Origin of the sequence: Trabulsiella odontotermitis, from assembly GCF_030053895.1 — a bacterium.
GTDB lineage: Bacteria > Pseudomonadota > Gammaproteobacteria > Enterobacterales > Enterobacteriaceae > Trabulsiella > Trabulsiella odontotermitis_C.
The window spans coordinates 127172-148812 of record NZ_CP125781.1 but is presented as its reverse complement, the minus strand read 5'-3'; the positions used below and the strand labels follow the sequence as shown (position 1 = coordinate 148812).

Sequence of the window (21641 nt, the reverse complement as noted above, 5' to 3'; positions counted from 1 at the left end):
CAATTTCGTTATGACAGACATTCAAATAGGGAGAGATGCTATGCAACGTTGCGGTTGGGTCAGTCAGGATCCGCTCTACATCGCCTATCACGATCAGGAATGGGGCGTTGCCGAAAAAAACGCGCAGAAGCTGTTCGAGATGATCTGTCTCGAAGGCCAGCAGGCCGGGCTTTCATGGATCACGGTACTGAAAAAAAGAGAAAACTACCGTCAGGCTTTCCATCAGTTTGATCCGCAGAAAGTCGCGGCCATGACCGACGAGGATGTGGAACGGCTGGTGCTTGATGCGGGTATCATCCGCCATCGCGGTAAGATTCAGGCCATTATCGGCAACGCGCGCGCCTTCCTTGCGATGGAGCAGAACGGCGAACCGTTTGTGGATTTCGTCTGGTCGTTTGTCAACCACACGCCGGTGGTGACCACCGCGGCGACACTGGCGGAGATCCCGGTATCCACTACGGCGTCCGACGCCCTGTCGAAAGCGCTCAAAAAGCGCGGCTTTAAGTTTGTCGGCACCACGATTTGCTACTCTTTTATGCAGGCTTGCGGGCTGGTTAACGACCATATCGTTGACTGTTTCTGTCACCAGGGGAGGTCGGGATGATTCGTGAATGGCACAATGATGATACCGCGCCCTTACTGACGCTGTGGATGGAAAGCACCATCCACGCCCACCCCTTTATTGAGGAAAGCTACTGGCACGAAAGCGAAGCGCTGGTACGCGACGTTTATCTGCCCGCCGCCGTGACCTGGGTATGGGAAGAGCACGGTGTGGTGAAGGGATTTGTGAGTGTCATGGAATCCCGGTACGTCGGGGCGCTGTTTGTCGCGCCCGACGCCGAACGGCGCGGCATCGGCAGCGCGCTGTTAAATCACGTTAAGCAGCACTTTCCCGAGCTTAGTCTGGAGGTGTATCAGAAGAACAGCCGGGCGGTAAACTTCTACCATGCGCTGGGTTTTCGTATTGAAGACAGCGCATGGCAGGAAGAGACCGGGCATCCGACCTGGATTATGCGCTGGCAGGCGGATCAAACGCCGTTAGTGTAAGCGCCGGGCCGTCATATTTTTCCAGCCACGCCAGCGCGGTATTGCCGGCGCAGCCGTTGCCCAGACGCGAGCTGGGCAGGTCTTTCGTCAGGACGTTGACCGCGCCGTTTTTGCAAATGCCGCCCGCTGCCGGGTCCAGATCGGGCCAGGCACCTTCATGCAGACATATCACACCGGGGCGAATGCCCTCCGTCACCACCGCGCCCGCCAGTACCTGCCCACGCGCGTTCCAGACCCGCACCAGATCACCATCGGCAATGCCGCGCGTCTGCGCATCCTGCGGGTGAATCGTCAGCGGTTCGCGCCCGGCGACGGCATACTGTTCGCACAACGCCGTGTAGTTCAGCTGACTGTGCAACCGGTGCGCCGGGTGTGCTGACAACAATTCCAGTTGCCCTTCCTCAGCGTTGCCGTGCCACTCGTCAGGCTCCAGCCACATCGGATGCCCCGGGCAGTCGGCGTAACCAAACCCGGCGATACGTTCGGAATAGATCTCAATCTTACCGCCGGGTGTTTTCAGCGGGTTCGCGTCGGGATCGGCGCGAAACGCGGCGAAACGGACAAACTGCGCATTCTGCTCGCTTTCCGGCATTTCAATCAGCTGGTTCGCCTGCCAGAATTCGCTGAATGGCGGCAGCGTTACCTGCTGGCTGGCGCCGCGCTGACGAGCGATGTCGTAAAACGTCTCCAGCCATTGCAGGTCATTTTTACCTTCCGTAAAGCGCGCTCTGCCGCCCGTTTCCCAGCGTTCGCTGAGATCGGCGAATACGTCGAAATCATCCCGCGCCTCGTCACGCGGGGCGACCACTTGTTTCATTGGCACCAGATGCTGATTGCTGTAGTCGCCGGTCATGGTCAGATCATTACGTTCAAACGACGTCGTCGCGGGCAGCACAATATCCGCATGGCGTGCGGCAGCGGTCCAGAAACATTCGGAGATCACCACCAGTTCCGGTTTTTGCCATGCGCGGATCAACCGGTTGGTATCCTGATGATGAGTAAAATTAGCGCCGCCCGCCCACCACAGAAAACGAATGTCCGGGAAGTGGCGATCCAACCCGTTGTGCTGATAAGCGCCGCCGGGGTTTTCCAGCGCTTCCACGATGCGCGCGACCGGGATTTTATCTACCGCATCGGTGCCGCCCACGACGCTGCCCTGCATCGACCCGAGCACGGCAGCGCGACGCGTCGGATTGCCGCCGTTGGCGAAATGGTAAGACAGACCAAACCCGCCGCCCGGCGTGCCTATTTGCCCGAGCATGGCGGCAAGCGTCACCAGCATCCAGTGTTTTTGCTCACCAAACTGCTGGCGCTGCATCCCCCAGCCGGCCATCAACATGGTGGTGTTTTCATGGAACAATTGCGCCAGTTCGCGGATTTTTGCCGCGCTGACGCCGCAAATCGCCGCCGCCCATTCGGCCGTTTTCGGCTGCCCGTCGGTTTCGCCGGTCAGGTAACCGGCAAACACCTCATAACCGGTGGTGCAGCGCTGTAAAAACGCGCGGTCATGCCAGCCGTTTTCCTGTAGCGTGTGCGCAATGCCAAGCATCATCGCCACATCGGTGCCCATATGCGGCGCAATCCATTCGCCCGCGTCGCCAAAGAAATCGACGGTTTCCGAACGCATCGGATCGATGCAGATCAACCGTTTCCCGCTGTTGCGCAGTTTGTCGAACCAGGGAATGCCCTGCTCATCCGACGCGTTCCACGCAATCTTCAGCGTATTCAGCGGGTTGGCGCTCCACAGCACCACGACGTCGCTGTGCTTCAGCACCAGCGGCCAGCTGGTCTGCTGCTGATAGACTTCGTTACCACCGACCACGTGCGGCATGATCGCCTGCGCCGCGCCGGTGGAATAATCCCCCAGATGCCCGGTATAACCGCCCGCGAGACTCATATAGCGTTGCAACAATGTGGCCGCCTTGTGCAGCACGCCGTTTGAGCGCCAGCCGTAAGATCCGGCAAAAATGGACGACGGGCCATAGCTTCCTCGAATACGCCGGTGCTGCGCGTGGATGAGATCCAGCGCCTCATCCCAGCTCACCCGGACAAATTCATCCTGCCCGCGGACGCCCTGCGGCTGTTCCGGCGAGGCGAGAAAACCTTTTCGCACCATCGGATAACGGATACGTGTTTTGCTGTGCACCTGCTCGCGCACGACGGATTGCAGTGAATTGCTGAAGCCGGTAGTGATCGCCCCACGTGACGACAGCACGGTCTCGCCATCGGTTTCAACCAGCATTGGTCCCCAGTGGGCGGCGGTTAAGATTGTTTTCGTGGTGGATGAGTTTGCCAAAGCGTGCTCCTGAACACGGATGCCGGGGTGAGGGTTACCTGTAATTTTGTACATATTCACGCGTTATAATCAACCGCTGACCATAGCGACGTATAGAATAAAAAAGATTAAGCATCCTCCGTTTTCGCGCTAAGGTGTTGGCACATTCAGGCGAGGGAGCAGTCATGGCGAATAAGGCGCGTGCCACCATCAGTGACGTTGCAAAAGCAGCGAAAGCAGGCAAAACCAGCATTTCACGCTATCTCAATGGCGAAAAGCATCTGCTTTCTGAAGCCATGCTGGCTCGTATCGAAAAAGCCATCGCCGATCTCGACTATCGTCCGAGCCTGATGGCGCGTGGCCTGAAGCATGGCCGTACGCGTCTGATTGGTCTTATCATCGCTGACATCACCAACCCCTATTCCGTCCATGTGCTGAGCGGCATCGAAGCCGCCTGTCGCGAAAAGGGCTTTACGCCGCTGGTCTGTAATACCAACAACGAGGTTAATCAGGAGCTGCATTATCTCGATCTGTTGCGCAGTTATCAGGTAGAAGGGATTGTGGTGAACGCCGTCGGCATGCGTGAAGAGGGTCTGAACCGTCTGCAACAGTCAGCGCTACCAATGGTGCTTATCGACCGCAAAATTCCTGAGTTCGCCTGCGACGTCGTCGGTCTCGACAACACCCAGGCCGCCACTACCGCCACTGAGCATCTGGTCGATCAGGGCTTTGAGGCGTTGCTGTTTCTCAGCGAGCCGCTGGGCACCGTCAATACGCGGCGCGAGCGTCTGAGTGCTTTTCGCGCCACCCTCGCCCGCTACCCGGGTATCATGGCTGAAAACGCAGAAGTGCCGCTGGCGGACAGCGCCGTTATCGATAACGCCCTGCGCCAGTTCCATACTCGCCATCGTGGCATGCGCAAAGCGGTGATTTCCGCCAACGGCGCGTTAACGCTGCAGGTTGCCCGCTCACTGAAACGGCTGGGGCTGCACTGGGGCAGCGATATCGGGTTGCTGGGGTTCGACGAGCTGGAGTGGGCGGAGCTGGCAGGCGTCGGGATCACCACTCTCAAACAGCCCACCTGGCAGATCGGTTTCGCCGCGGTAGAACAGGTGGTACGCCGCATTGAGGGCAACCACGAACCCATCCGCGAACAGGTTTTTTCCGGCGAGCTGATCGTCCGCGGTTCTACCGCCCGTTAAATTCTCTTCGTGACTGCGATCATAATTTGAGCAAAGGCGACTTTTCTTTGGAATCGGTTCCATTTAGCGTTACTACAAGATTAATGCAGTAGCCGCCGGGGAAATAGCCGATGGGAAGAAAAATTATCGTTGTGACCGCTGCTTACGGTAACGATCGCATCAACGCGCTGGGCGGGCAGTCCGCCGTGCTGCCATTCATTGCCGCCGCGGGTGCGGATGGCGTCGAAATTCGCCGCGAACTGTTCAGCGAAGAAGAACTTCACCACCTGCCCCGGCTGGCGGCGGAAATCGAACAGCAAAAACTGCTGGCCTGTTATTCCGCGCCGGAACCGCTGTTTGAACGCGACGGCAAGCTGAACCCGCGCATCGGGGCTCTGCTACAGGAAGCGCAGACCCTCAACGCGCTGTGGCTGAAACTGTCGCTGGGTCATTTTTCTCACAGCGCCGCGCTGGAGCCTCTGCGCGCGATTCTGGCGAGTTCCGGAATGGCGCTGGTGGTGGAAAACGATCAGACCGACTGCGGCCAACTGGCACCGATGCAGCGCTTTAAAGCCGCCTGCCAGGTACTGAAACTGCCCGTCACGCTAACCTTCGATATGGGCAACTGGCTGTGGGTGGGGGAATCGCCTGAAGAAGCCGCGCATCTGCTGGCGCCGGCGGTCAGTTATATCCACGTTAAAGCCGCCGAACCGCATCATCATCACTACCGCGCCGTGCCGCCGGATAACGCCCCGGCGCGCTGGCTGGCGCTGCTCAACGACCTGCCAGGCGATGCGCCGCGCGGTATTGAGTTTCCGCTGGAAGGCCGCGATCTGACCGCCGTCACCCGCCACTACGTCAATTTATTACGTGAGGAATAAACCATGGACAATGCACTGGATGTCATCACTATCGGCGAGGCCATGGCGATGTTTGTCGCCAGAGAGACCGGTGACCTGGCGGACGTAGAACAATTTATGAAACGCGTCGCGGGTGCCGAGCTGAATGTGGCGACTGGCCTGGCACGCCTGGGTCTGAAAGTGGGCTGGGTGAGCCGCGTCGGCGATGACAGCTTTGGCCGCTTCGTGCTTAACGGCCTGAAAAAAGAGGGCATTAACGCCGAAGGCGTGATCCTCGATGGTTGTTACAGAACCGGCTTTCAGCTGAAATCTAAAGTCGAAAATGGAACCGATCCCATCGTGGAATATTTCCGCAAAGATTCGGCGGCCAGCCATCTCTCGGTGGATGACTACTATGCCGGCTACTTCTCCCGCGCCCGTCATTTGCACCTGAGCGGCGTGGCGGCAGCGCTGTCCCGCTCCTCGTACGAACTGCTTGATCACGCGGCGCGAACGATGAAAGCGCAGGGCAAAACGCTGTCGTTTGATCCGAACCTGCGGCCGGTGCTGTGGGAAAGCGAAGCGGAGATGGTGGAAAAGCTGAATCAGCTCGCCGTGCAGGCGGACTGGGTGCTGCCGGGTCTGAAAGAAGGAATGATCCTCACAGGGCGTCAGACACCGGAAGCGATCGCCGATTTCTATCTTGATCGCGGTGTGCAGGCGGTAGTGATTAAAACCGGCTCCGATGGCGCCTGGTACAAATCAGCGACGGGTGAAAAAGGTGCCGTCGCCGCCGTCAGAGTGGAAAACGTTGTGGATACCGTGGGCGCGGGTGATGGTTTTGCGGTTGGCGTCATCAGTGCCCTTCTGGAAGGAAAAACGCTGCACCAGGCCGTCGCGCGAGGCAACAAAATCGGCTCGCTGGCGATTCAGGTGCAAGGCGACAGTGAAGGTCTGCCGACCCGCGACGCCCTTGGCGACGCGTGACAGGCATTGTGCATAAATAACAGCCACCGTGTACCCTACTATCAACGGCGGCACTCACCTCATACCCAGAGGCAAGCCTATGAACAGTTCTACAAATGCAGCCAAGCGCTGGTGGTACATCATGCCGATCGTGTTTATCACGTACAGCCTGGCGTATCTCGACCGTGCAAACTTCAGCTTCGCCTCCGCGGCGGGCATTAACGACGATCTGAACATCACCAAAGGGGTGTCGTCCCTGCTCGGGGCGCTCTTCTTCCTCGGCTATTTCTTCTTCCAGATCCCCGGCGCTATCTACGCTGAACGCCGCAGTGTGCGCAAACTGATTTTCGTGTGCCTGATCCTGTGGGGTGCATGCGCGTCGCTGACCGGTGTCGTTAATAATATCCCGGCGCTGGCGGCGATCCGCTTTATGCTCGGCGTGGTGGAGGCGGCGGTCATGCCCGCCATGCTGATTTACATCAGTAACTGGTTTACCAAATCCGAACGTTCACGCGCCAACACGTTCCTGATCCTCGGGAACCCGGTGACCGTGCTGTGGATGTCGGTGGTTTCCGGGTATCTGATTCAGGCATTTGGCTGGCGCGAAATGTTCATCATCGAAGGGGTGCCTGCCATTCTGTGGGCCTTCTGCTGGTGGGTGCTGGTGAAAGACAAACCGGCGCAGGTGGGCTGGCTGTCTGACAGCGAAAAATCGGCATTGCAGGCGCAGCTTGAGCAGGAACAGCAAGGTATCAAAGCCGTCCGTAACTACAGCGAAGCGTTCCGCTCCCGCAATGTGATCCTGCTGTGCCTGCAATATTTTGCCTGGAGTATCGGCGTGTATGGCTTCGTACTGTGGCTGCCGTCCATTATCCGTTCCGGCGGTGAAAATCTCGGTATGGTCGAAGTGGGCTGGCTCTCGTCCGTGCCTTATCTCGCCGCCACCATTGCGATGATCGCCGCCTCCTGGGCCTCTGACAAATTGCAAAACCGCAAACTGTTCGTCTGGCCACTGCTGCTGATTGGCGCGTTCGCGTTCATCGGTTCGTGGGCGGTCGGGGCCAATAACTTCTGGGCGTCGTACACTCTGCTGGTGATTGCCGGTGCGGCGATGTATGCCCCGTATGGCCCATTCTTCGCCATCATCCCGGAAATGCTGCCGCGTAACGTGGCGGGTGGCGCGATGGCGCTGATCAACAGTATGGGCGCGCTTGGCTCGTTCTTCGGCTCCTGGTTTGTGGGCTATCTGAACGGCTCCACCGGCAGCCCGTCCGCATCATACATTTTCATGGGGGTGGCACTTTTCGCCTCAGTATGGCTAACTCTGATTGTTAAGCCTGCTAATAATCAACAACTCCCGGCAGGCGCTCGTCACGCCTGATTATGCCAACTACGGAGATACGCATGAAGCCGTCAGTCATTCTCTACAAAACGCTCCCGGACGATCTGCTGCAACGTCTGGAAGACCACTTTACCGTTACGCAGGTGAAAAACCTGCGCCCGGAAACGGTTGAACAGCATGCCGAAGCCTTCGCGCACGCGGTCGGTTTACTGGGCTCCAGCGAGAAAGTGGACGCGGCGCTGCTGGAGAAGATGCCCGCGCTTCGTGCGACCTCCACGGTGTCAGTGGGTTACGACAACTTTGATGTCGATGCGCTGAACGCACGGAAAATTCTGCTGATGCACACCCCGACCGCGCTTACCGAAACAGTGGCCGATACCCTGATGACGCTGGTGCTGAGCACCGCGCGCCGGGTGGTGGAAGTGGCAGAGCGCGTAAAAGCCGGTGAATGGACTAAAAGCATCGGCCCGGACTGGTACGGCGTGGATGTTCACCATAAAACGCTCGGTATCGTCGGGATGGGACGCATCGGCATGGCGCTGGCTCAGCGCGCGCATTTCGGTTTTAACATGCCGATTCTCTATAACGCTCGCCGCCAGCATGACGCGGCGGAAACCCGCTTCAATGCCCGCTACTGTGACCTGGATACCCTGTTGCAGGAAGCGGATTTTGTCTGCCTGATCCTGCCGCTGACCGACGAAACGCGTCATTTGTTTGGCGCTGAGCAGTTCAAAAAGATGAAACGCTCCGCCATTTTCATCAATGCTGGTCGCGGACCGGTGGTGGATGAGCCTGCGCTGATCGCCGCACTTCAGCAGGGTGAAATTCACGCCGCCGGGCTGGACGTGTTCGAGAAAGAGCCATTACCGGTGGATTCACCGCTGCTGTCATTACCGAACGTGGTAGCGCTGCCGCACATCGGTTCAGCCACGCATGAGACACGCTACAACATGGCGGCAACGGCGGTGGACAATCTGATTGATGCGCTGAATGGTAAGGTGGACAAAAACTGCGTGAACCCGCAGGTGGCGTGACGTTTTGCGGCCGGGTGAGCGCGATGCCACCCGGCTTTTTATCATTTTAGCGTGTCGCGTCGACTGCGCTGCTCCAGGCCTGACTGAAAGCCTGATGCTGTGCCGCCAGAGGACCAATCAGCGCGTTATACTGGCTGGCCTGCTGTGACGTCGGGAACTGAATGCCGTTCGCCACAAAACTCACCTGCGCGCCCTGCTGCGCGACAAAGTCACCCACCTGCACCAGTTGCTGAGTGAATACCTGCGCCGCCGGGATCAACGGTTGCAGCGCGTTTGCCGGCGCCGTCACCACTTTCGTGTACACCTGATCAAACACCGGTTTTAAATCATCCGGTTGTTTCAGCGCAGCATGCGCGGCATCAGCCTGCATTTTCGCGTTTTCCAGTTGCTGACTGAGCACGCCCAGCGCGCCGTTCGCCTGGCGCAGCGGTTCGCGTTGCGTCATGTAATCCTGCGGCACACGAATGGCGTTTACGCTGTCCACGACCGGGCGCAGACCCGCGTCCATCGCCTGGCTGACCTGCTGAGAATAGCCATACAACACAGCGTAATCGGAAACGAAAGGCCCGAACTGTTTTTTCTGATCTGCGGTCAGGGTAGGCAACCGCTCGCCGCTACGCATCACCGTATTCTGTAAAAAGTCGACAAACGCTTTGCGCTGATCGCCTTCTTTATCGAAACACCCGCTCAGGCTAACCACCATTAATAACGCCGCAACAGGCGCAAACCAGCGAGAGCAGGACTTTCCTGTCGCCATTTTTATTACTCCTTTCAGCAAAAAACGCGCAAACTGGCACACGTGTGCCTGACGCTGACAAGGATAGTCCAGGTCAGCGCGGCAAGATACCTTTTCCTTACCTTCCAGGTGCAAAAAGCAGCAGAAGATCCTGCTGCGCTTCGCCTGCATTGCCACTTTTGTGAAGAGTATTTACAAAAAAATTCATTGCCGGACCTGGCGTGATTTTTCAATGTATTACCCTTTTATTGCAAAAAGCTGAAACGCATCAGGCCTGGAGAGTACCGAAACGAAATCGATCCCAGGAGAAATAACTGGCTATGATTAATGAGCTCTTGTTATTCACGATCCCGCAGTGTGATTCAGAGGAGTTCTCAATGGAATATAAAGATCCTGAGTTTGATCTGTTAGGCAGTCTGGAACAGATTGTTTTTAAAGATGCATCGCAGTTTGTCACCCTGAAGCCGGCGGCTTCAACCCTCATTGATTTTGAACAGTTACGAAAAGGTACCGGGTTGAAGCTGGACGAATTCGCCAGAGCAATGGGCGTCAGTGTGACGATGGTGAAAGAGTGGGAGTCGAAACGCGTGAGACCTTCCGCCACTGAGCTAAATCTGATGCGTCTGATGCAGGCAAACCCGCAGGTCTCGAGGCTGTTAACAGATTGAGTTTATCTCAAATGAGATAGTACCGACGGTCCTGAAAACAGGACCGTTTTCTTTTTCAGAAAGAAAAACATTGCTATCGTGGGCTCAACGTGCGTTAATGACGCCGGTTTGATTTACAGACCATAAAGCAGTTGAGCTGAGCAGTCCTCTCATAGGTTGTCCGTTGATACCCTCGTAGTGACCTTCCCTTTATGCTTCAAATCTGTAATCCATACCATTATTGCCATCTGGCAGCACACTTACATTAAAGGAAATCACTATGTCTAACAAAATGACTGGTATCGTAAAATGGTTCAACGCTGATAAAGGCTTCGGCTTCATCACTCCGGACGACGGCTCTAAAGACCTGTTCGTTCACTTCTCTGCTATCCAGAACGATGGCTACAAATCTCTTGATGAAGGCCAGAAAGTATCCTTCACCATCGAAAACGGCGCTAAAGGCCCGGCTGCTGGTAACGTCACCAGCCTGTAAGCCTGACTAAGAGCCTGATTCAGGCTCTGTAGCACGTAAAGATCCTCGTCAATGACGGGGATTTTTTTTGCCTGTTATTTGTCGCCTGTTTTGGGTTCAGCACAATATAGCGGTTGCCACGTTCTTAATCATAATATTCTGTTTTTAGCACATCACTAAATACAACAAGAGAAGCAACGGGACGCCATAAATAAGGTCGAACGTGCTCTCTTCGTCTATTTCCATGTTTGCAGTTTCACATTATTTATATTCATGGAGTGAATAATGCCTGTTAAACTTAAAGTTATCACTATTGGTGATAAAACCACAACGGGTGGAATAATTGAAAGCGGAGCGCTTACTGTTATTTGCCATAACAGACCTGTTGCACTTATCGGTTCTGAGTCATTTTGCCCACAATGCAAGACCACAGGTATTATTCGCAAAACCAAACAATTTCAGGTCTTCGCAGAAAATAAACTGGTCTGCCTTGAAGGCGATATTGTTGAATGTGCCTGCCCTCCAGGCACCAATCGTGTTATTGCTTCTCCGAATACCTTTGAATTTATCGGTTATGAAAACGGCATGGTCGGTTCGTCTGCCAGCAATTCGCTGTTATGTAGTGAGGAGCAAGAGCCAGAGCAGCACGCGCAGGCGGCCCGGAGGAAAGCTGCACCGGAACCTCAACAAGAGGAAAAGACACAAAAACCCAGGCGGGAAATTACGCTGACGCTTGGCGTGTTTTTTGACGGTACCGGGAATAACGCTGTTAATACGGCTAATATGCTGAAAGTCTGCACAGCCAGACATTATAACCTTAATGACGCCGAGGCTGCCGGTATTCTGGAAAAATGTGCAGAAGAAGAATTTAGCGTATCGGGAACAGGAGCGACCAGTTACAACGGTTATTACACCAACATTCACTGGCTGAATACGCTGTATGATAAAACCGTCTCTGCAGATAACTCTGAGATCCAACAGGCTATTTATATTGACGGCATAGGGACAGACAGTGGTAAGCCTGACAGCATGGCGGGACTGGTATTCGGGACATCCGACACGGGAGTTATCGCTAAAACGGATAAGTCTGTTGCTCAAATTTCCCGGACCATTACTAACACGATTAAACAAATAAAAGATAAATCATCCGGGTGTGAGCTTGTCATAAAAAGCCTTCAATTTGATATTTTTGGCTTTAGCCGGGGTGCTGCGGCATCGAGACATTTTGCCAACCGTATTCTGGCAGAAGACCCCGCCATTATCAGCGCCATCCGGGAGGGCATTGGCGACATCACATTTACGGGGGCGCCTGCCGGTAAAACCCGCTTTATCGGTATCTTTGATACCGTGGCGGCAATTGGCACCCCGACAAACGGCCTGAATCCCCATACCGCAGACACCGGCGAGGTAAACATAAAACTGCATAAGGGGGTGGCGGATAAGGTCTTTCATATCACCGCGGCGCATGAGTGTCGGTTTAATTTCGCCCTCAACAGTGTCAAACCTGCATGGCCTGAGCTGGTACTACCCGGCGTGCATTCAGACCTTGGCGGCGGTTATCTGCCGGTGGTGGAGGAAAACCTGTTTCTGACCCGGCCGGAAACGGAAACTGTGCCGCTCCGCCAGCCCGACCAGCAAACCCACTGTTATCACCGGGCGGTGAAAGCGATGACCGCGCTGCACACATACCCCAGCATTGCTCCCCTTCTGTCAGGCAGCGAGGTTGCGGTGGAAACCTGGTATGACGACAGGATGCAACCAGATCGGTATAGCGTGCCACAGAAGCGTAGCTATGCGGCTGTCACCTTACGCAACCGGACCGTGAGAAATGACTGGTCGAAGGTGGTGTTGCAGGTGATGCTCGATGCTGCACGGGATGCCGGGGTATTGTTTAAATCTGTTCATGAAAAAAGTAGTGAGTTATCCCTTCCTGGTGAACTGGTTTCGCTGAGTGAAAAAGCACGGGCAATGGGCAGAGCAGCCCGGTCCGGTAAGACCCCAGACGCATTCACGTCAGAAGAGCTGAATATCATTGCCGGACAATATCTGCACTGCTCGGCAAACTGGAATGCCATCGCGACAGATGCCGATGGCGTTATCAGAGGCGGGGCTGCGCCTGTAGAGATCATCAGTTTTGTTAACCGGCCCGATGAGAACTGGCGACGCACAATTTACAACATGGACGGGGAACAAATATGATACTGAAAACGCTGTCACCACTGTTCCTGCTGGTGGCATTAACGGGCTGCCATACCGGCGAACCGCAGACGCCGGAAGAGACCGGAGAAATGCCCTACGGTAGATGGGGGTTCGCCTTTTTTACACCCTACGCCTTACCCGCCGTCGTCACCCGCGCCATGATTATCGACAGTGAAAAGGTAGTGTCGACATTCCGTATGCTGGACTACACGTCAGATGATCCTGAAACCATCCAGACCTGGAATAAGCGGGTACGAATACAAATCCAGTTTAACAAAGCACGACATCCACCCGTCATGATGCTGTTCTGCTGGGATTCTCATATCGATAATAAGACCTACGAGACCCGGATTATTTTCCCGCCGTCCCTGCGGGAAACCATGCTGACGCCGACGGGTAAAGATGAGTGGGGTAATACGGAATGGTATAAATCGTTGCTGTTTGGCCTTGCACCTGGAGGCAAGGTCAGGATATGGCTGCAGAACAGTGCCGGGGGGGATGATGTACCGCTGGAGCCGAAAAAAATCACCACCCTGTCCGGGGACAAACTGCGGGCCTGTAAGGGAATAACACAAAGCGATTTTTCTCGTGATTTTGACAAGGACACTAAAGACTTTATCAAAGGGAAAACGTACCCCTACGGGGACTGGTAACCGGCCAGTCGGTTGCCTGAATGACGTTTTGCGAGGCGGATTCCAGTAATACGATGTCTCTTTTCGTACCTCAAATCCCGCTTGTCGCCTGGCCTGGCGAGCAGTATCTTCACCGCGCACCTGCAAAATCAGGTGCCGGGATTAGCCTCCTGGATTTCATACTGGCAAATATCATCTATTGCAGAGGCTACTTCATGGCTACAACCCAAACCTACTCGCTTTTCACCGTTCCGTTTAACCACACTACCGATTTCACCGAGCTGGCAGACAACTGCGAACGTTTTGCCGACGTCCTGATAGAGAGCGACGACGAAGCCGAAAAAATGGCGCTTTGTGGCCGTCTCTCCGCTTGTCTGGCGCTGTTGCACCCGACACTGCGTGAACCCATCCCGGACTATTTAAAAGCCAGCCTGACGGTGGATGATCTGCCGACGCATACACCGGCCTTTATGCCGGAAATCGATCAGTTGAGTGTCTGGTGTCAATCGCTGACGCAATTGCTGATGAGTGGCTCGCTCGCCACCACACAAGTACGGGTACTGGGAGAGTTATTGCACGAACTGGTGTGTTATTTTGCCGATACGCTGAAAGCGCCGCGCTGGCTAAACACAGAGGCAGGAATGCTGTCTCTTGAGGATCTGCATTAAAAACGGAAAGCCCGGCTGGCAGAACGCCGCCGGGCTCAGAGGTTTACTGCAACAGCGAAATATCTGCGACCTGCAGGAACAGCTCGCGCAGCTTAGACAGCAGCGTCAGGCGGTTAATACGCACGTCTTTATCTTCGGCGTTTACCATCACTTTATCGAAGAACGCATCGACCGGCTCGCGCAGGGCCGCCAGTTCGATCAGCGCTTCCTGATAGCGACCTTCAGCGAAGAACGGCTGCAATTTGTCACGCAGCACCACCACGTGAGTGGCGAGCTTGATCTCTTCGGCTTCTTTCAGCACGGAGGCGTGAACAACATCGTTCAGCACTTCGTCTGATTTCGCGAGGATGTTCGAAACACGTTTGTTGGCAGCCGCCAGCGCCGCCGCTTCATCGAGCGTACGGAAGTGGGAGACTGCTTTCATGCGGGCATCAAAATCAGCCGGACGGGTCGGACGACGCGCCAGCACCGCCTGAATGGTGTCGACCGTATAACCTTCGTCCTGATACCAGGCGCGGAAACGGCCGAGCATAAAGTCGATGACATCATCCACCACGTTGGTATTGGTCAGCTTATCGCCGTACAGACGCACCGCTTCTTCGGTGAGGGTCTGCAGATCCAGCGACAGGTTTTTCTCAACGATGATGCGCAGCACGCCGAGCGCGGCACGACGCAGCGCAAACGGGTCTTTGTCACCTTTCGGATGCTGACCGATGCCGAAAATACCCGCGAGAGTGTCCATCTTGTCGGCAATCGCCAACGCGCAGGCCACCGGGTTAGACGGCAGGTTGTCACCGGCAAAACGCGGTTGATACTGTTCGTTCAGCGCGACTGCAACATCTTCCGCTTCGCCATCATGACGCGCGTAGTGCATGCCCATCACGCCCTGGGTGTCGGTGAATTCGAACACCATGTTGGTCATCAGGTCGCACTTGGAGAGTAAACCGGCGCGGGTGGCGTGGTTGACATCAGCGCCCGTCTGCGCGGCAATCCAGCCCGCCAGTGCCTGAATGCGATCCGTTTTGTCGCGCAGAGTGCCGAGCTGCTGCTGGAACAGCACGGTCTGCAGACGCGGCAGGTTGTCTTCCAGACGTTTTTTGCGGTCGGTTTTGAAGAAGAATTCGGCATCGGCCAGGCGCGGACGCACGACTTTTTCGTTACCGGAGATAATCTGCTGCGGATCTTTCGACTCAATGTTAGCGACAAAGATAAAGTTCGGCAGCAATTTGCCGTCAGCGGCGTAAACCGGGAAGTATTTCTGGTCGCCTTTCATGGTGTAGACCAGCGCTTCCGCCGGAACCGCGAGGAATTTCTCTTCGAATTTCGCAGTCAGCACGACCGGCCATTCTACCAGCGAGGTGACTTCTTCCAGCAGGCTTTCGCTCAGATCGGCTTTACCACCAATCTTGCGCGCTGCGTCTTCTGCATCGGCTTTGATTTTAGCTTTACGCGCTTCGTAATCCGCCACCACTTTGCCGCGCTCCAGCAGGATCTGCGGGTATTGATCAGCATTGTCGATGGTGAATTCCGGCTCGCCCATAAAGCGGTGACCGCGGATCACGCGATCGGAATTGATGCCCAGAATGGTTGCCGGGATGAGCTTGTCACCCAGCAGCAGCGTCACAGTATGCACCGGACGCACAAAGTGAACGTCAGATGCGCCCCAGCGCATCAGTTTCGGGATCGGCAGCTTCGCCAGCGATGTGGCGACCATGTTCGGCAGTAGTGCTTCTGCGCTTTCGCCTTTCATGTGGGCGCGGTACAGCAGCCATTCACCTTTGTCGGTGGTCAGACGCTCGGCCTGGTCAACGGTGATACCGCAACCCCGCGCCCAGCCCTCTGCCGCTTTGCTCGGTTTCCCTTCCGCGTCAAACGCCTGGGAAATCGCCGGGCCGCGTTTTTCAACTTCGCGATCCGGCTGAGAGGCCGCCAGACGGGCGACTTTCAGCGCCAGACGACGGGGAGCGGCAAACCATTCAACGTTGCCGTGCGCGATGCCGGCGTTATCCAGCTCCGCAGTAAAGTTCGCAGCAAAGGACTCTGCCAGGCTGCGCAGGGCTTTCGGTGGCAGCTCTTCAGTGCCAATTTCCACCAGAAAAGTATTCTCAGACATGGCCGCCTCTTAGTTGTCTCTGTTGCACATCGGGAAGCCGAGGGCTTCACGGGAAGCGTAGTAAGCTTCTGCCACTGCTTTGGTCAGGGTGCGAATGCGCAGAATGTAGCGCTGACGCTCGGTGACGGAGATGGCTTTACGCGCATCCAGCAGGTTGAAGCTGTGGGCGGCCTTCAGAATACGCTCGTAGGCAGGTAGCGGCAGCGGGGTTTCCAGCGCCAGCAGATGCTGCGCTTCTTTCTCGTACTGCTCGAAGCAGGTGAACAGGAAGTCCACATCCGCGTATTCGAAGTTGTAGGTGGATTGCTCCACTTCGTTCTGATGGAACACGTCGCCGTAAGTGGTTTTACCCAGCGGGCCGTTGCTCCAGACCAGGTCGTAAACGCTGTCCACGCCCTGAATGTACATCGCCAGACGTTCCAGGCCGTAAGTGATTTCACCGGTCACCGGCTTACACTCCAGGCCGCCGACCTGCTGGAAGTAGGTGAACTGCGTCACTTCCATGCCGTTCAGCCACACTTCCCAGCCGAGGCCCCAGGCGCCCAGCGTCGGGTTTTCCCAGTTGTCTTCCACGAAACGGATATCGTGGATGGAAGGATCCAGCCCAAGCTCTTTCAGGGATCCGAGGTACAGCTCCTGAATGTTGTCCGGTGACGGTTTAATGATCACCTGGAACTGATAGTAGTGCTGTAAACGGTTCGGGTTTTCGCCATAGCGGCCGTCAGTCGGGCGGCGGGAAGGCTGCACATACGCAGCAGCAATGGGTTCCGGCCCCAGCGCCCGCAGGCAGGTCATAGGGTGAGAAGTCCCGGCGCCGACTTCCATGTCCAGTGGTTGAACGATGGTGCAGCCCTGACGAGCCCAGTAATCCTGTAAGGTCAGGATCAGGCCCTGGAAGGTCCTGGTATCAAACTTTTGCATATTCTTTCGTGCTGGATACGTGTGGATTTAAAGGAAGGGACCAGTATAACCGCTGGCTGCGAGATATACAGTACGAAACGGCGCTGTTTAAGTAAAATTGGGGAAAAAGGGACGATTTGCGCGCGCCAGACGGCGCACACAGCGGATCAGCGCATCGAAAGATGCAAAAACTGGCCGTCAGGATCAAACGAGCAGACAAACCCCTCATTGCGCGAAGTATAACCACGTAATTCATAGCTGGCCTGATACTTTTCAAAGCCAGTCACATCAATTTTCTGCGCCGCGGTATTATAGCGCTCCGCCGCTCTGTTCTTGCACAATTGCTCCATTTCGAGCGAATGCAACGGGGTGACTTTGGCTTTCTGCGCCTTTTGCGGCGGGGCGTGTTCGGCGCTGCACCCGGCAAGCATCAGCAAGGCCAGACAGGGAACTACATATTTCATCATCATTTTCTGATTACCACATTGTTATCTGGCTGTTATTTTTTAATAGACTATCGTTCAGGTCGGAGCATTCTGCGAATCTGACACAGGCTCTACAAGACTGTGGCGAAAAACTCGGAATTTTCCAGTCAATGATGGTGAAAAATCGCAAGTCTGACCCCTTTTCGCGAGGGCACTGAGGCACTGATGCAGTCAAAAATTAACTGGATAGATAATCTGCGAGGGATTGCGTGTTTGATGGTGGTGATGATCCATACCACCACCTGGTATGTGACTAATGCACACGGCGTCAGTTATCTGAACTGGGAAATCGCCAATGTGCTGAATTCCGCGTCCCGCGTCAGCGTGCCGCTTTTTTTCATGATTTCCGGTTATCTGTTTTTTGGCGAGCGTAGCGCCCAACCGCGGCACTTCCTGCGTATCGGGCTGTGCCTGCTGTTCTACAGTGTGATTGCGCTGATTTATATCGCAGCGTTCACTCAGATCAACGTCGTCCAGTCACTGAAATATGTGCTGCAAAAACCCGTCTTCTATCACCTGTGGTTCTTCTTCGCGATTTTCGTTATTTATCTGGTTTCGCCGCTGATTCAGGTTAAAACCGTGAGCGGCAAAATGTTGCTGGCGTTGATCGTCGTACTCGGTATTGTTGCGAACCCCAATACGGTTTCACAAAAAGTGGACGGTTTCGAATGGCTGCCGGTCAATCTCTACATCAGCGGCGACACTTTTTACTACGTGCTGTATGGCCTGCTCGGCAGAGCCATCGGCATGATGGATACCGACAGAAAACCACTGACGCTGCTGAGCGTGGCGGTGTTTATCATCGCCGTGGCAGTCATTTCGCGCGGAACGCTGCACGAACTGCAATGGCGCGGCAATTTCGCCGATACCTGGTATCTGTATTGCGGGCCGATGGTGTTTCTCAGCGCGGCGGCAGTACTAACGATAGTGAAAAATACGCTCAATGATCGGGCGTTACCGGGACTGGCGCTGATTTCGCGCCATTCACTGGGGATTTACGGTTTTCACGCGCTGATTATCCACGCGCTACGCACCAACGGCATCGAACTGAAAAGCTGGCCGCTGGTGGATATTCTCTGGATTTTCGGCGTGACGCTGGCGGTCAGCCTGCTGCTGTCGATGCTGGTACAACGGCTGGATACACGCCGGTTTGTCAGTTAAGCGAAAACAAAACCGTAGGCCGGATAAGCGTAGCGCCATCCGGCAACGATTTTTTATGACATCAGCGGCAGAAGCTGCTGATAAAGCTGGCGGAAGGTTTCGCGTCGCGGGGCATAACGCGCATGCCGCGCCGCATCAGGCTGGTGTGACTGTTCAAGCGGCAGTTGCGGGAGAAGATCGGCAAACGCCGTGCCCGGATGCATCGCCATCTGCGCCAGTCGCGCCGCGCCCAGCGCCGGACCGACATCGCCGCCGGTGCGGTAATCCAGCGTCGTACCGCTGATATCCGCCAGCATTTGCCGCCACCAGGGGCTCCTCGCGCCGCCGCCAATCAGCGTCACGCTTTTCGGTGTGATACCGCAGGCGTGCACCACGTCCATCCCGTCCGCCAGCGCAAATCCGACGCCTTCCAGCACCGCACGCGCCAGCTCAGCCGGACCATGCTGATGCGTCAGGCCAAAGAAAACGCCCTTCGCCTGCGGGTTATTGTGCGGTGTGCGTTCGCCAGACAGGTACGGCAGAAACCAGACCGGATCCGCGTTTTCATCTGCTTTCTCTGCGACAGCAATCAGCGCCGGCACGCTGCCCAGCCCGGTTAAACGCGCAGCCCAGTCGAGACAGGAGGCAGCGCTTAGCATGACAGACATCAGGTGCCAGCGACCAGGCAACGCGTGGCAGAAACTGTGCACCGCGCTTTCCGGCTTACTCAGAAACCCTTCGCTGACAGCAAAATAGACGCCTGAAGTGCCAAGCGACAGCATCGCCTGCCCGGCATCGACCATCCCGACACCCACCGCACCTGCGGCGTTATCGCCACCGCCCGCCACTACGGGAATTTCCGCCACGTTCCACGCCTGCGCGACGGCAGGCAGCAGAGTACCGGTCACCTCGCACCCTTCAAACAGCGCGGGCATGTTGTCGCGCGTCAGATTGCAGGCGCTCAGCATCGCGTCGCTCCAGTCACGCTTCGCCACATCCATCCACATTGTGCCTGCGGCATCCGACATGTCGCTGGCGAACTCGCCGGTCATGCGCAGACGCAGATAATCCTTCGGCAACAGCACTTTATCGACCTGGCGGAAAACATCCGGCTCATGACGCTGTACCCAGAGCAGCTTTGGCGCGGTAAAACCCGGCATCATCAGGTTGCCGGTTATCTCACGGGAATTCGGCACCTGCGCTTCCAGCAACGCGCACTCCTCACCGCAGCGCCCGTCATTCCACAGAATAGCCGGACGCAGGATGCGCTGCTGTTTGTCGAGAAGCGTGGCGCCATGCATCTGCCCGGCAATCCCCAGCGCTTTCACTTCACGCAGTGAGTGCTGCGCCGCCAGTGCTTTCATCGCTCGATCCGTTGCCCGCCACCAGGATTCGGGATCCTGCTCTGACCACAATGGATGCGGACGCGACACCGTGAGAGCTTCGGTTTGCGAAGCGATAACTTCTCCCTGCTCATTAAGCAGAATCACCTTAACGCCTGACGTACCCAGATCGATCCCGATATACATGGTGAGGGCTCCTTAACTAAAAATGCCCGGTAGCGTGACACGACCGGGCCTGCAATACCGTATGACGCGGATTATTTGTCAAACAGGTAATGATTCACCAGGTTTTCCAGCAATTCCTGATGACCGCTCTGGTGCTGCGGTGCCAGATTATGCTGTTCAGCATAGGCAGCCAGTTGAGACAGTGACAGTTGCCCTTTCAGGATCTGCTGACCCAACTCGCCGTTCCACCCGGCATAACGTTTCGCCACGCGCTTATCAAGCTGACCGTCTTCAATCATACGGGCGGCGACTTTCAGTGCCAGCGCCATGGTGTCCATCGCGCCGATGTGACCGTAGAACAGATCGTATTTGTCGGTACTTTGACGGCGTACTTTGGCGTCAAAATTCAGCCCGCCGGTGGTGAAACCGCCCGCTTTGATGATTTCATACATCACCAGCGCGTTTTCCTCGACGCTGTTCGGGAACTGGTCGGTGTCCCAGCCCAGTTGCGCGTCGCCACGGTTGGCATCGACGGAACCAAACACGCCCAGCGCGATGGCGGTCGCGATTTCGTGATGGAACGAATGCCCGGCCAGCGTCGCGTGGTTAGCTTCGATATTCAGTTTGATCTCTTTTTCCAGGCCAAACTGTTTGAGGAAGCCGTACACCGTCGCGGCATCGTAATCATACTGATGTTTGGTGGGCTCCTGCGGTTTAGGTTCAATCAACAGCGTGCCGCGGAAACCGATTTTGTGTTTATGCTCCACCACCATTTGCATGAAGCGGCCAATCTGCTCGCGCTCCTGGCGCAGATCGGTATTCAGCAGGGTTTCATAGCCTTCACGGCCGCCCCACAGAACATAGTTTTCACCGCCCAGTTTGTGCGTGGCGTTCATCGCCGTCACCACTTGCGTGGCTGCCCAGCTAAAGACTTCAGGATCGGGGTTGGTGGCCGCACCGGCGCCGTAACGCGGGTTGGTGAAGCAGTTTGCCGTGCCCCACAGCAGTTTTACCCCGCTCTGTTGCTGTTTTTCGGCCAGAACATCGACCATGCGGGCAAAATTGTTGAGGTATTCTTTCAGTGAAGCGCCTTCCGGTGAGACATCAACGTCATGGAAGCAATAGTAAGGGACGTTTAACTTGTGGAAAAACTCAAATGCAACGTCGGCTTTACGCTTTGCCAGTGCCATCGCGTCGCCCGCCTGCTGCCACGGGCGCTCAAAAGCGCCAACGCCAAACATATCGGCACCGTTCCAGCAGAACGTGTGCCAGTAACAGGCGGCGAAACGCAGATGGTCTTCCATTCGCTTACCCAGAACCTGCTCATCCGGGTTGTAGTGCCGAAATGCCAGCGGATTAACCGATGACGGGCCTTCATAACGAACGCGTTCGAGTTGGTCGAAATAAGCTTGCATAATGAACTCCATATTCAGACAGGCGGCGGGGATTAATTCATT

At 55.9% G+C, this 21641-nt stretch carries 20 protein-coding genes; 13 read left to right on the top strand and 7 right to left on the bottom strand.

The annotated features are described in order from the left end of the window. The first annotated feature begins 40 nt into the window (after positions 1–40). Together tag and QMG90_RS00705 are read left to right on the top strand one after the other, a co-directional pair. Positions 41–604, top strand: a complete 564-nt coding sequence (gene tag, locus QMG90_RS00710) for a DNA-3-methyladenine glycosylase I (protein WP_283282233.1) — start codon at positions 41–43, stop codon at positions 602–604. Beyond that, positions 601–1047 (top strand): N-acetyltransferase, encoded by a 447-nt coding sequence (locus tag QMG90_RS00705; protein ID WP_283282231.1) that lies wholly within the window; start codon positions 601–603, stop codon positions 1045–1047. Before tag ends, QMG90_RS00705 begins: the two co-directional genes overlap by 4 nt. On the opposite strand, the gene QMG90_RS00700 is transcribed toward QMG90_RS00705, so the two are convergent. After that, positions 1010–3343 carry a molybdopterin guanine dinucleotide-containing S/N-oxide reductase gene (locus tag QMG90_RS00700; RefSeq protein WP_283282229.1) on the bottom strand — a complete coding sequence of 778 codons (2334 nt, stop codon included), beginning with the start codon at positions 3341–3343 and terminating at the stop codon, positions 1010–1012. The two genes, QMG90_RS00705 and QMG90_RS00700, sit on opposite strands and share 38 nt — an antisense overlap. Positions 3344–3507: 164 nt before the next feature. On the opposite strand from QMG90_RS00700, the gene QMG90_RS00695 reads away from it, so the two are divergent. The 5 genes from QMG90_RS00695 to ghrB all read left to right on the top strand — a co-directional run bounded on the left by QMG90_RS00695 (position 3508) and on the right by ghrB (position 8684). Continuing rightward, positions 3508–4524: a LacI family DNA-binding transcriptional regulator gene (locus QMG90_RS00695; protein WP_038159127.1), complete on the top strand. Its 1017-nt coding sequence runs from the start codon at positions 3508–3510 to the stop codon at positions 4522–4524. Positions 4525–4634: 110 nt separating this feature from the next. Continuing rightward, positions 4635–5384 carry a sugar phosphate isomerase/epimerase family protein gene (locus QMG90_RS00690; protein ID WP_283282226.1) on the top strand — a complete coding sequence of 250 codons (750 nt, stop codon included), beginning with the start codon at positions 4635–4637 and terminating at the stop codon, positions 5382–5384. Between the two features lie 3 nt (positions 5385–5387). Beyond that, positions 5388–6329, top strand: coding sequence for a sugar kinase (locus tag QMG90_RS00685; protein ID WP_283282224.1), 942 nt, complete (start codon positions 5388–5390; stop codon positions 6327–6329). Positions 6330–6408: 79 nt separating this feature from the next. Continuing rightward, positions 6409–7689: an MFS transporter gene (locus QMG90_RS00680; RefSeq protein WP_283282222.1), complete on the top strand. Its 1281-nt coding sequence runs from the start codon at positions 6409–6411 to the stop codon at positions 7687–7689. Positions 7690–7712: 23 nt separating this feature from the next. Then, positions 7713–8684: a glyoxylate/hydroxypyruvate reductase GhrB gene (gene ghrB, locus QMG90_RS00675; protein WP_283282220.1), complete on the top strand. Its 972-nt coding sequence runs from the start codon at positions 7713–7715 to the stop codon at positions 8682–8684. 46 nt (positions 8685–8730) lie between these two features. Here the strand turns inward: ghrB and QMG90_RS00670 are convergent, their stop codons facing one another. Then, positions 8731–9441, bottom strand: a complete 711-nt coding sequence (locus QMG90_RS00670) for a DUF3053 domain-containing protein (protein WP_283282218.1) — start codon at positions 9439–9441, stop codon at positions 8731–8733. 356 nt (positions 9442–9797) lie between these two features. Here QMG90_RS00670 and QMG90_RS00665 point away from each other — a divergent pair, with 356 nt between their 5' ends. The 5 genes from QMG90_RS00665 to QMG90_RS00645 all read left to right on the top strand — a co-directional run bounded on the left by QMG90_RS00665 (position 9798) and on the right by QMG90_RS00645 (position 14038). Beyond that, positions 9798–10088, top strand: coding sequence for an HTH-type transcriptional regulator (locus tag QMG90_RS00665; protein ID WP_038159139.1), 291 nt, complete (start codon positions 9798–9800; stop codon positions 10086–10088). Positions 10089–10347: 259 nt separating this feature from the next. Further along, complete coding sequence (gene cspE / locus QMG90_RS00660) at positions 10348–10560, top strand: transcription antiterminator/RNA stability regulator CspE (protein WP_038159141.1); 213 nt, start codon at positions 10348–10350, stop codon at positions 10558–10560. 264 nt (positions 10561–10824) lie between these two features. Further along, positions 10825–12738 carry a type VI secretion system family protein gene (locus QMG90_RS00655; protein ID WP_283282213.1) on the top strand — a complete coding sequence of 638 codons (1914 nt, stop codon included), beginning with the start codon at positions 10825–10827 and terminating at the stop codon, positions 12736–12738. Then, positions 12735–13391: a DUF2931 family protein gene (locus tag QMG90_RS00650; RefSeq protein ID WP_283282212.1), complete on the top strand. Its 657-nt coding sequence runs from the start codon at positions 12735–12737 to the stop codon at positions 13389–13391. Before QMG90_RS00655 ends, QMG90_RS00650 begins: the two co-directional genes overlap by 4 nt. Positions 13392–13585: 194 nt before the next feature. After that, complete coding sequence (locus QMG90_RS00645) at positions 13586–14038, top strand: hypothetical protein (protein WP_283282210.1); 453 nt, start codon at positions 13586–13588, stop codon at positions 14036–14038. A gap of 43 nt (positions 14039–14081) precedes the next feature. Here the strand turns inward: QMG90_RS00645 and glyS are convergent, their stop codons facing one another. The 3 genes from glyS to QMG90_RS00630 all read right to left on the bottom strand — a co-directional run bounded on the left by glyS (position 14082) and on the right by QMG90_RS00630 (position 17521). Continuing rightward, the gene (glyS, locus tag QMG90_RS00640; protein ID WP_283282208.1) at positions 14082–16151 is read right to left on the bottom strand and encodes a glycine--tRNA ligase subunit beta; all 2070 of its coding nucleotides are present in this window, start codon (positions 16149–16151) and stop codon (positions 14082–14084) included. A gap of 9 nt (positions 16152–16160) precedes the next feature. Further along, entirely contained in the window at positions 16161–17072 is a 912-nt protein-coding gene (glyQ, locus tag QMG90_RS00635; RefSeq protein WP_283282206.1) for a glycine--tRNA ligase subunit alpha, read from the bottom strand. Positions 17073–17218: 146 nt separating this feature from the next. Next, positions 17219–17521, bottom strand: coding sequence for a YsaB family lipoprotein (locus tag QMG90_RS00630; RefSeq protein WP_283282204.1), 303 nt, complete (start codon positions 17519–17521; stop codon positions 17219–17221). Positions 17522–17701: 180 nt separating this feature from the next. Here QMG90_RS00630 and QMG90_RS00625 point away from each other — a divergent pair, with 180 nt between their 5' ends. Then, the gene (locus QMG90_RS00625; protein WP_283282202.1) at positions 17702–18697 is read left to right on the top strand and encodes an acyltransferase; all 996 of its coding nucleotides are present in this window, start codon (positions 17702–17704) and stop codon (positions 18695–18697) included. A gap of 53 nt (positions 18698–18750) precedes the next feature. Here QMG90_RS00625 and xylB read toward each other — a convergent pair whose 3' ends face one another. Beyond that, a complete protein-coding gene (gene xylB, locus QMG90_RS00620) occupies positions 18751–20205 on the bottom strand; it encodes a xylulokinase (protein ID WP_283282200.1) in 1455 nt (484 codons plus the stop codon). Between the two features lie 71 nt (positions 20206–20276). Continuing rightward, the gene (gene xylA / locus QMG90_RS00615) at positions 20277–21599 is read right to left on the bottom strand and encodes a xylose isomerase (protein WP_283282198.1); all 1323 of its coding nucleotides are present in this window, start codon (positions 21597–21599) and stop codon (positions 20277–20279) included. Positions 21600–21641: the final 42 nt, after the last annotated feature.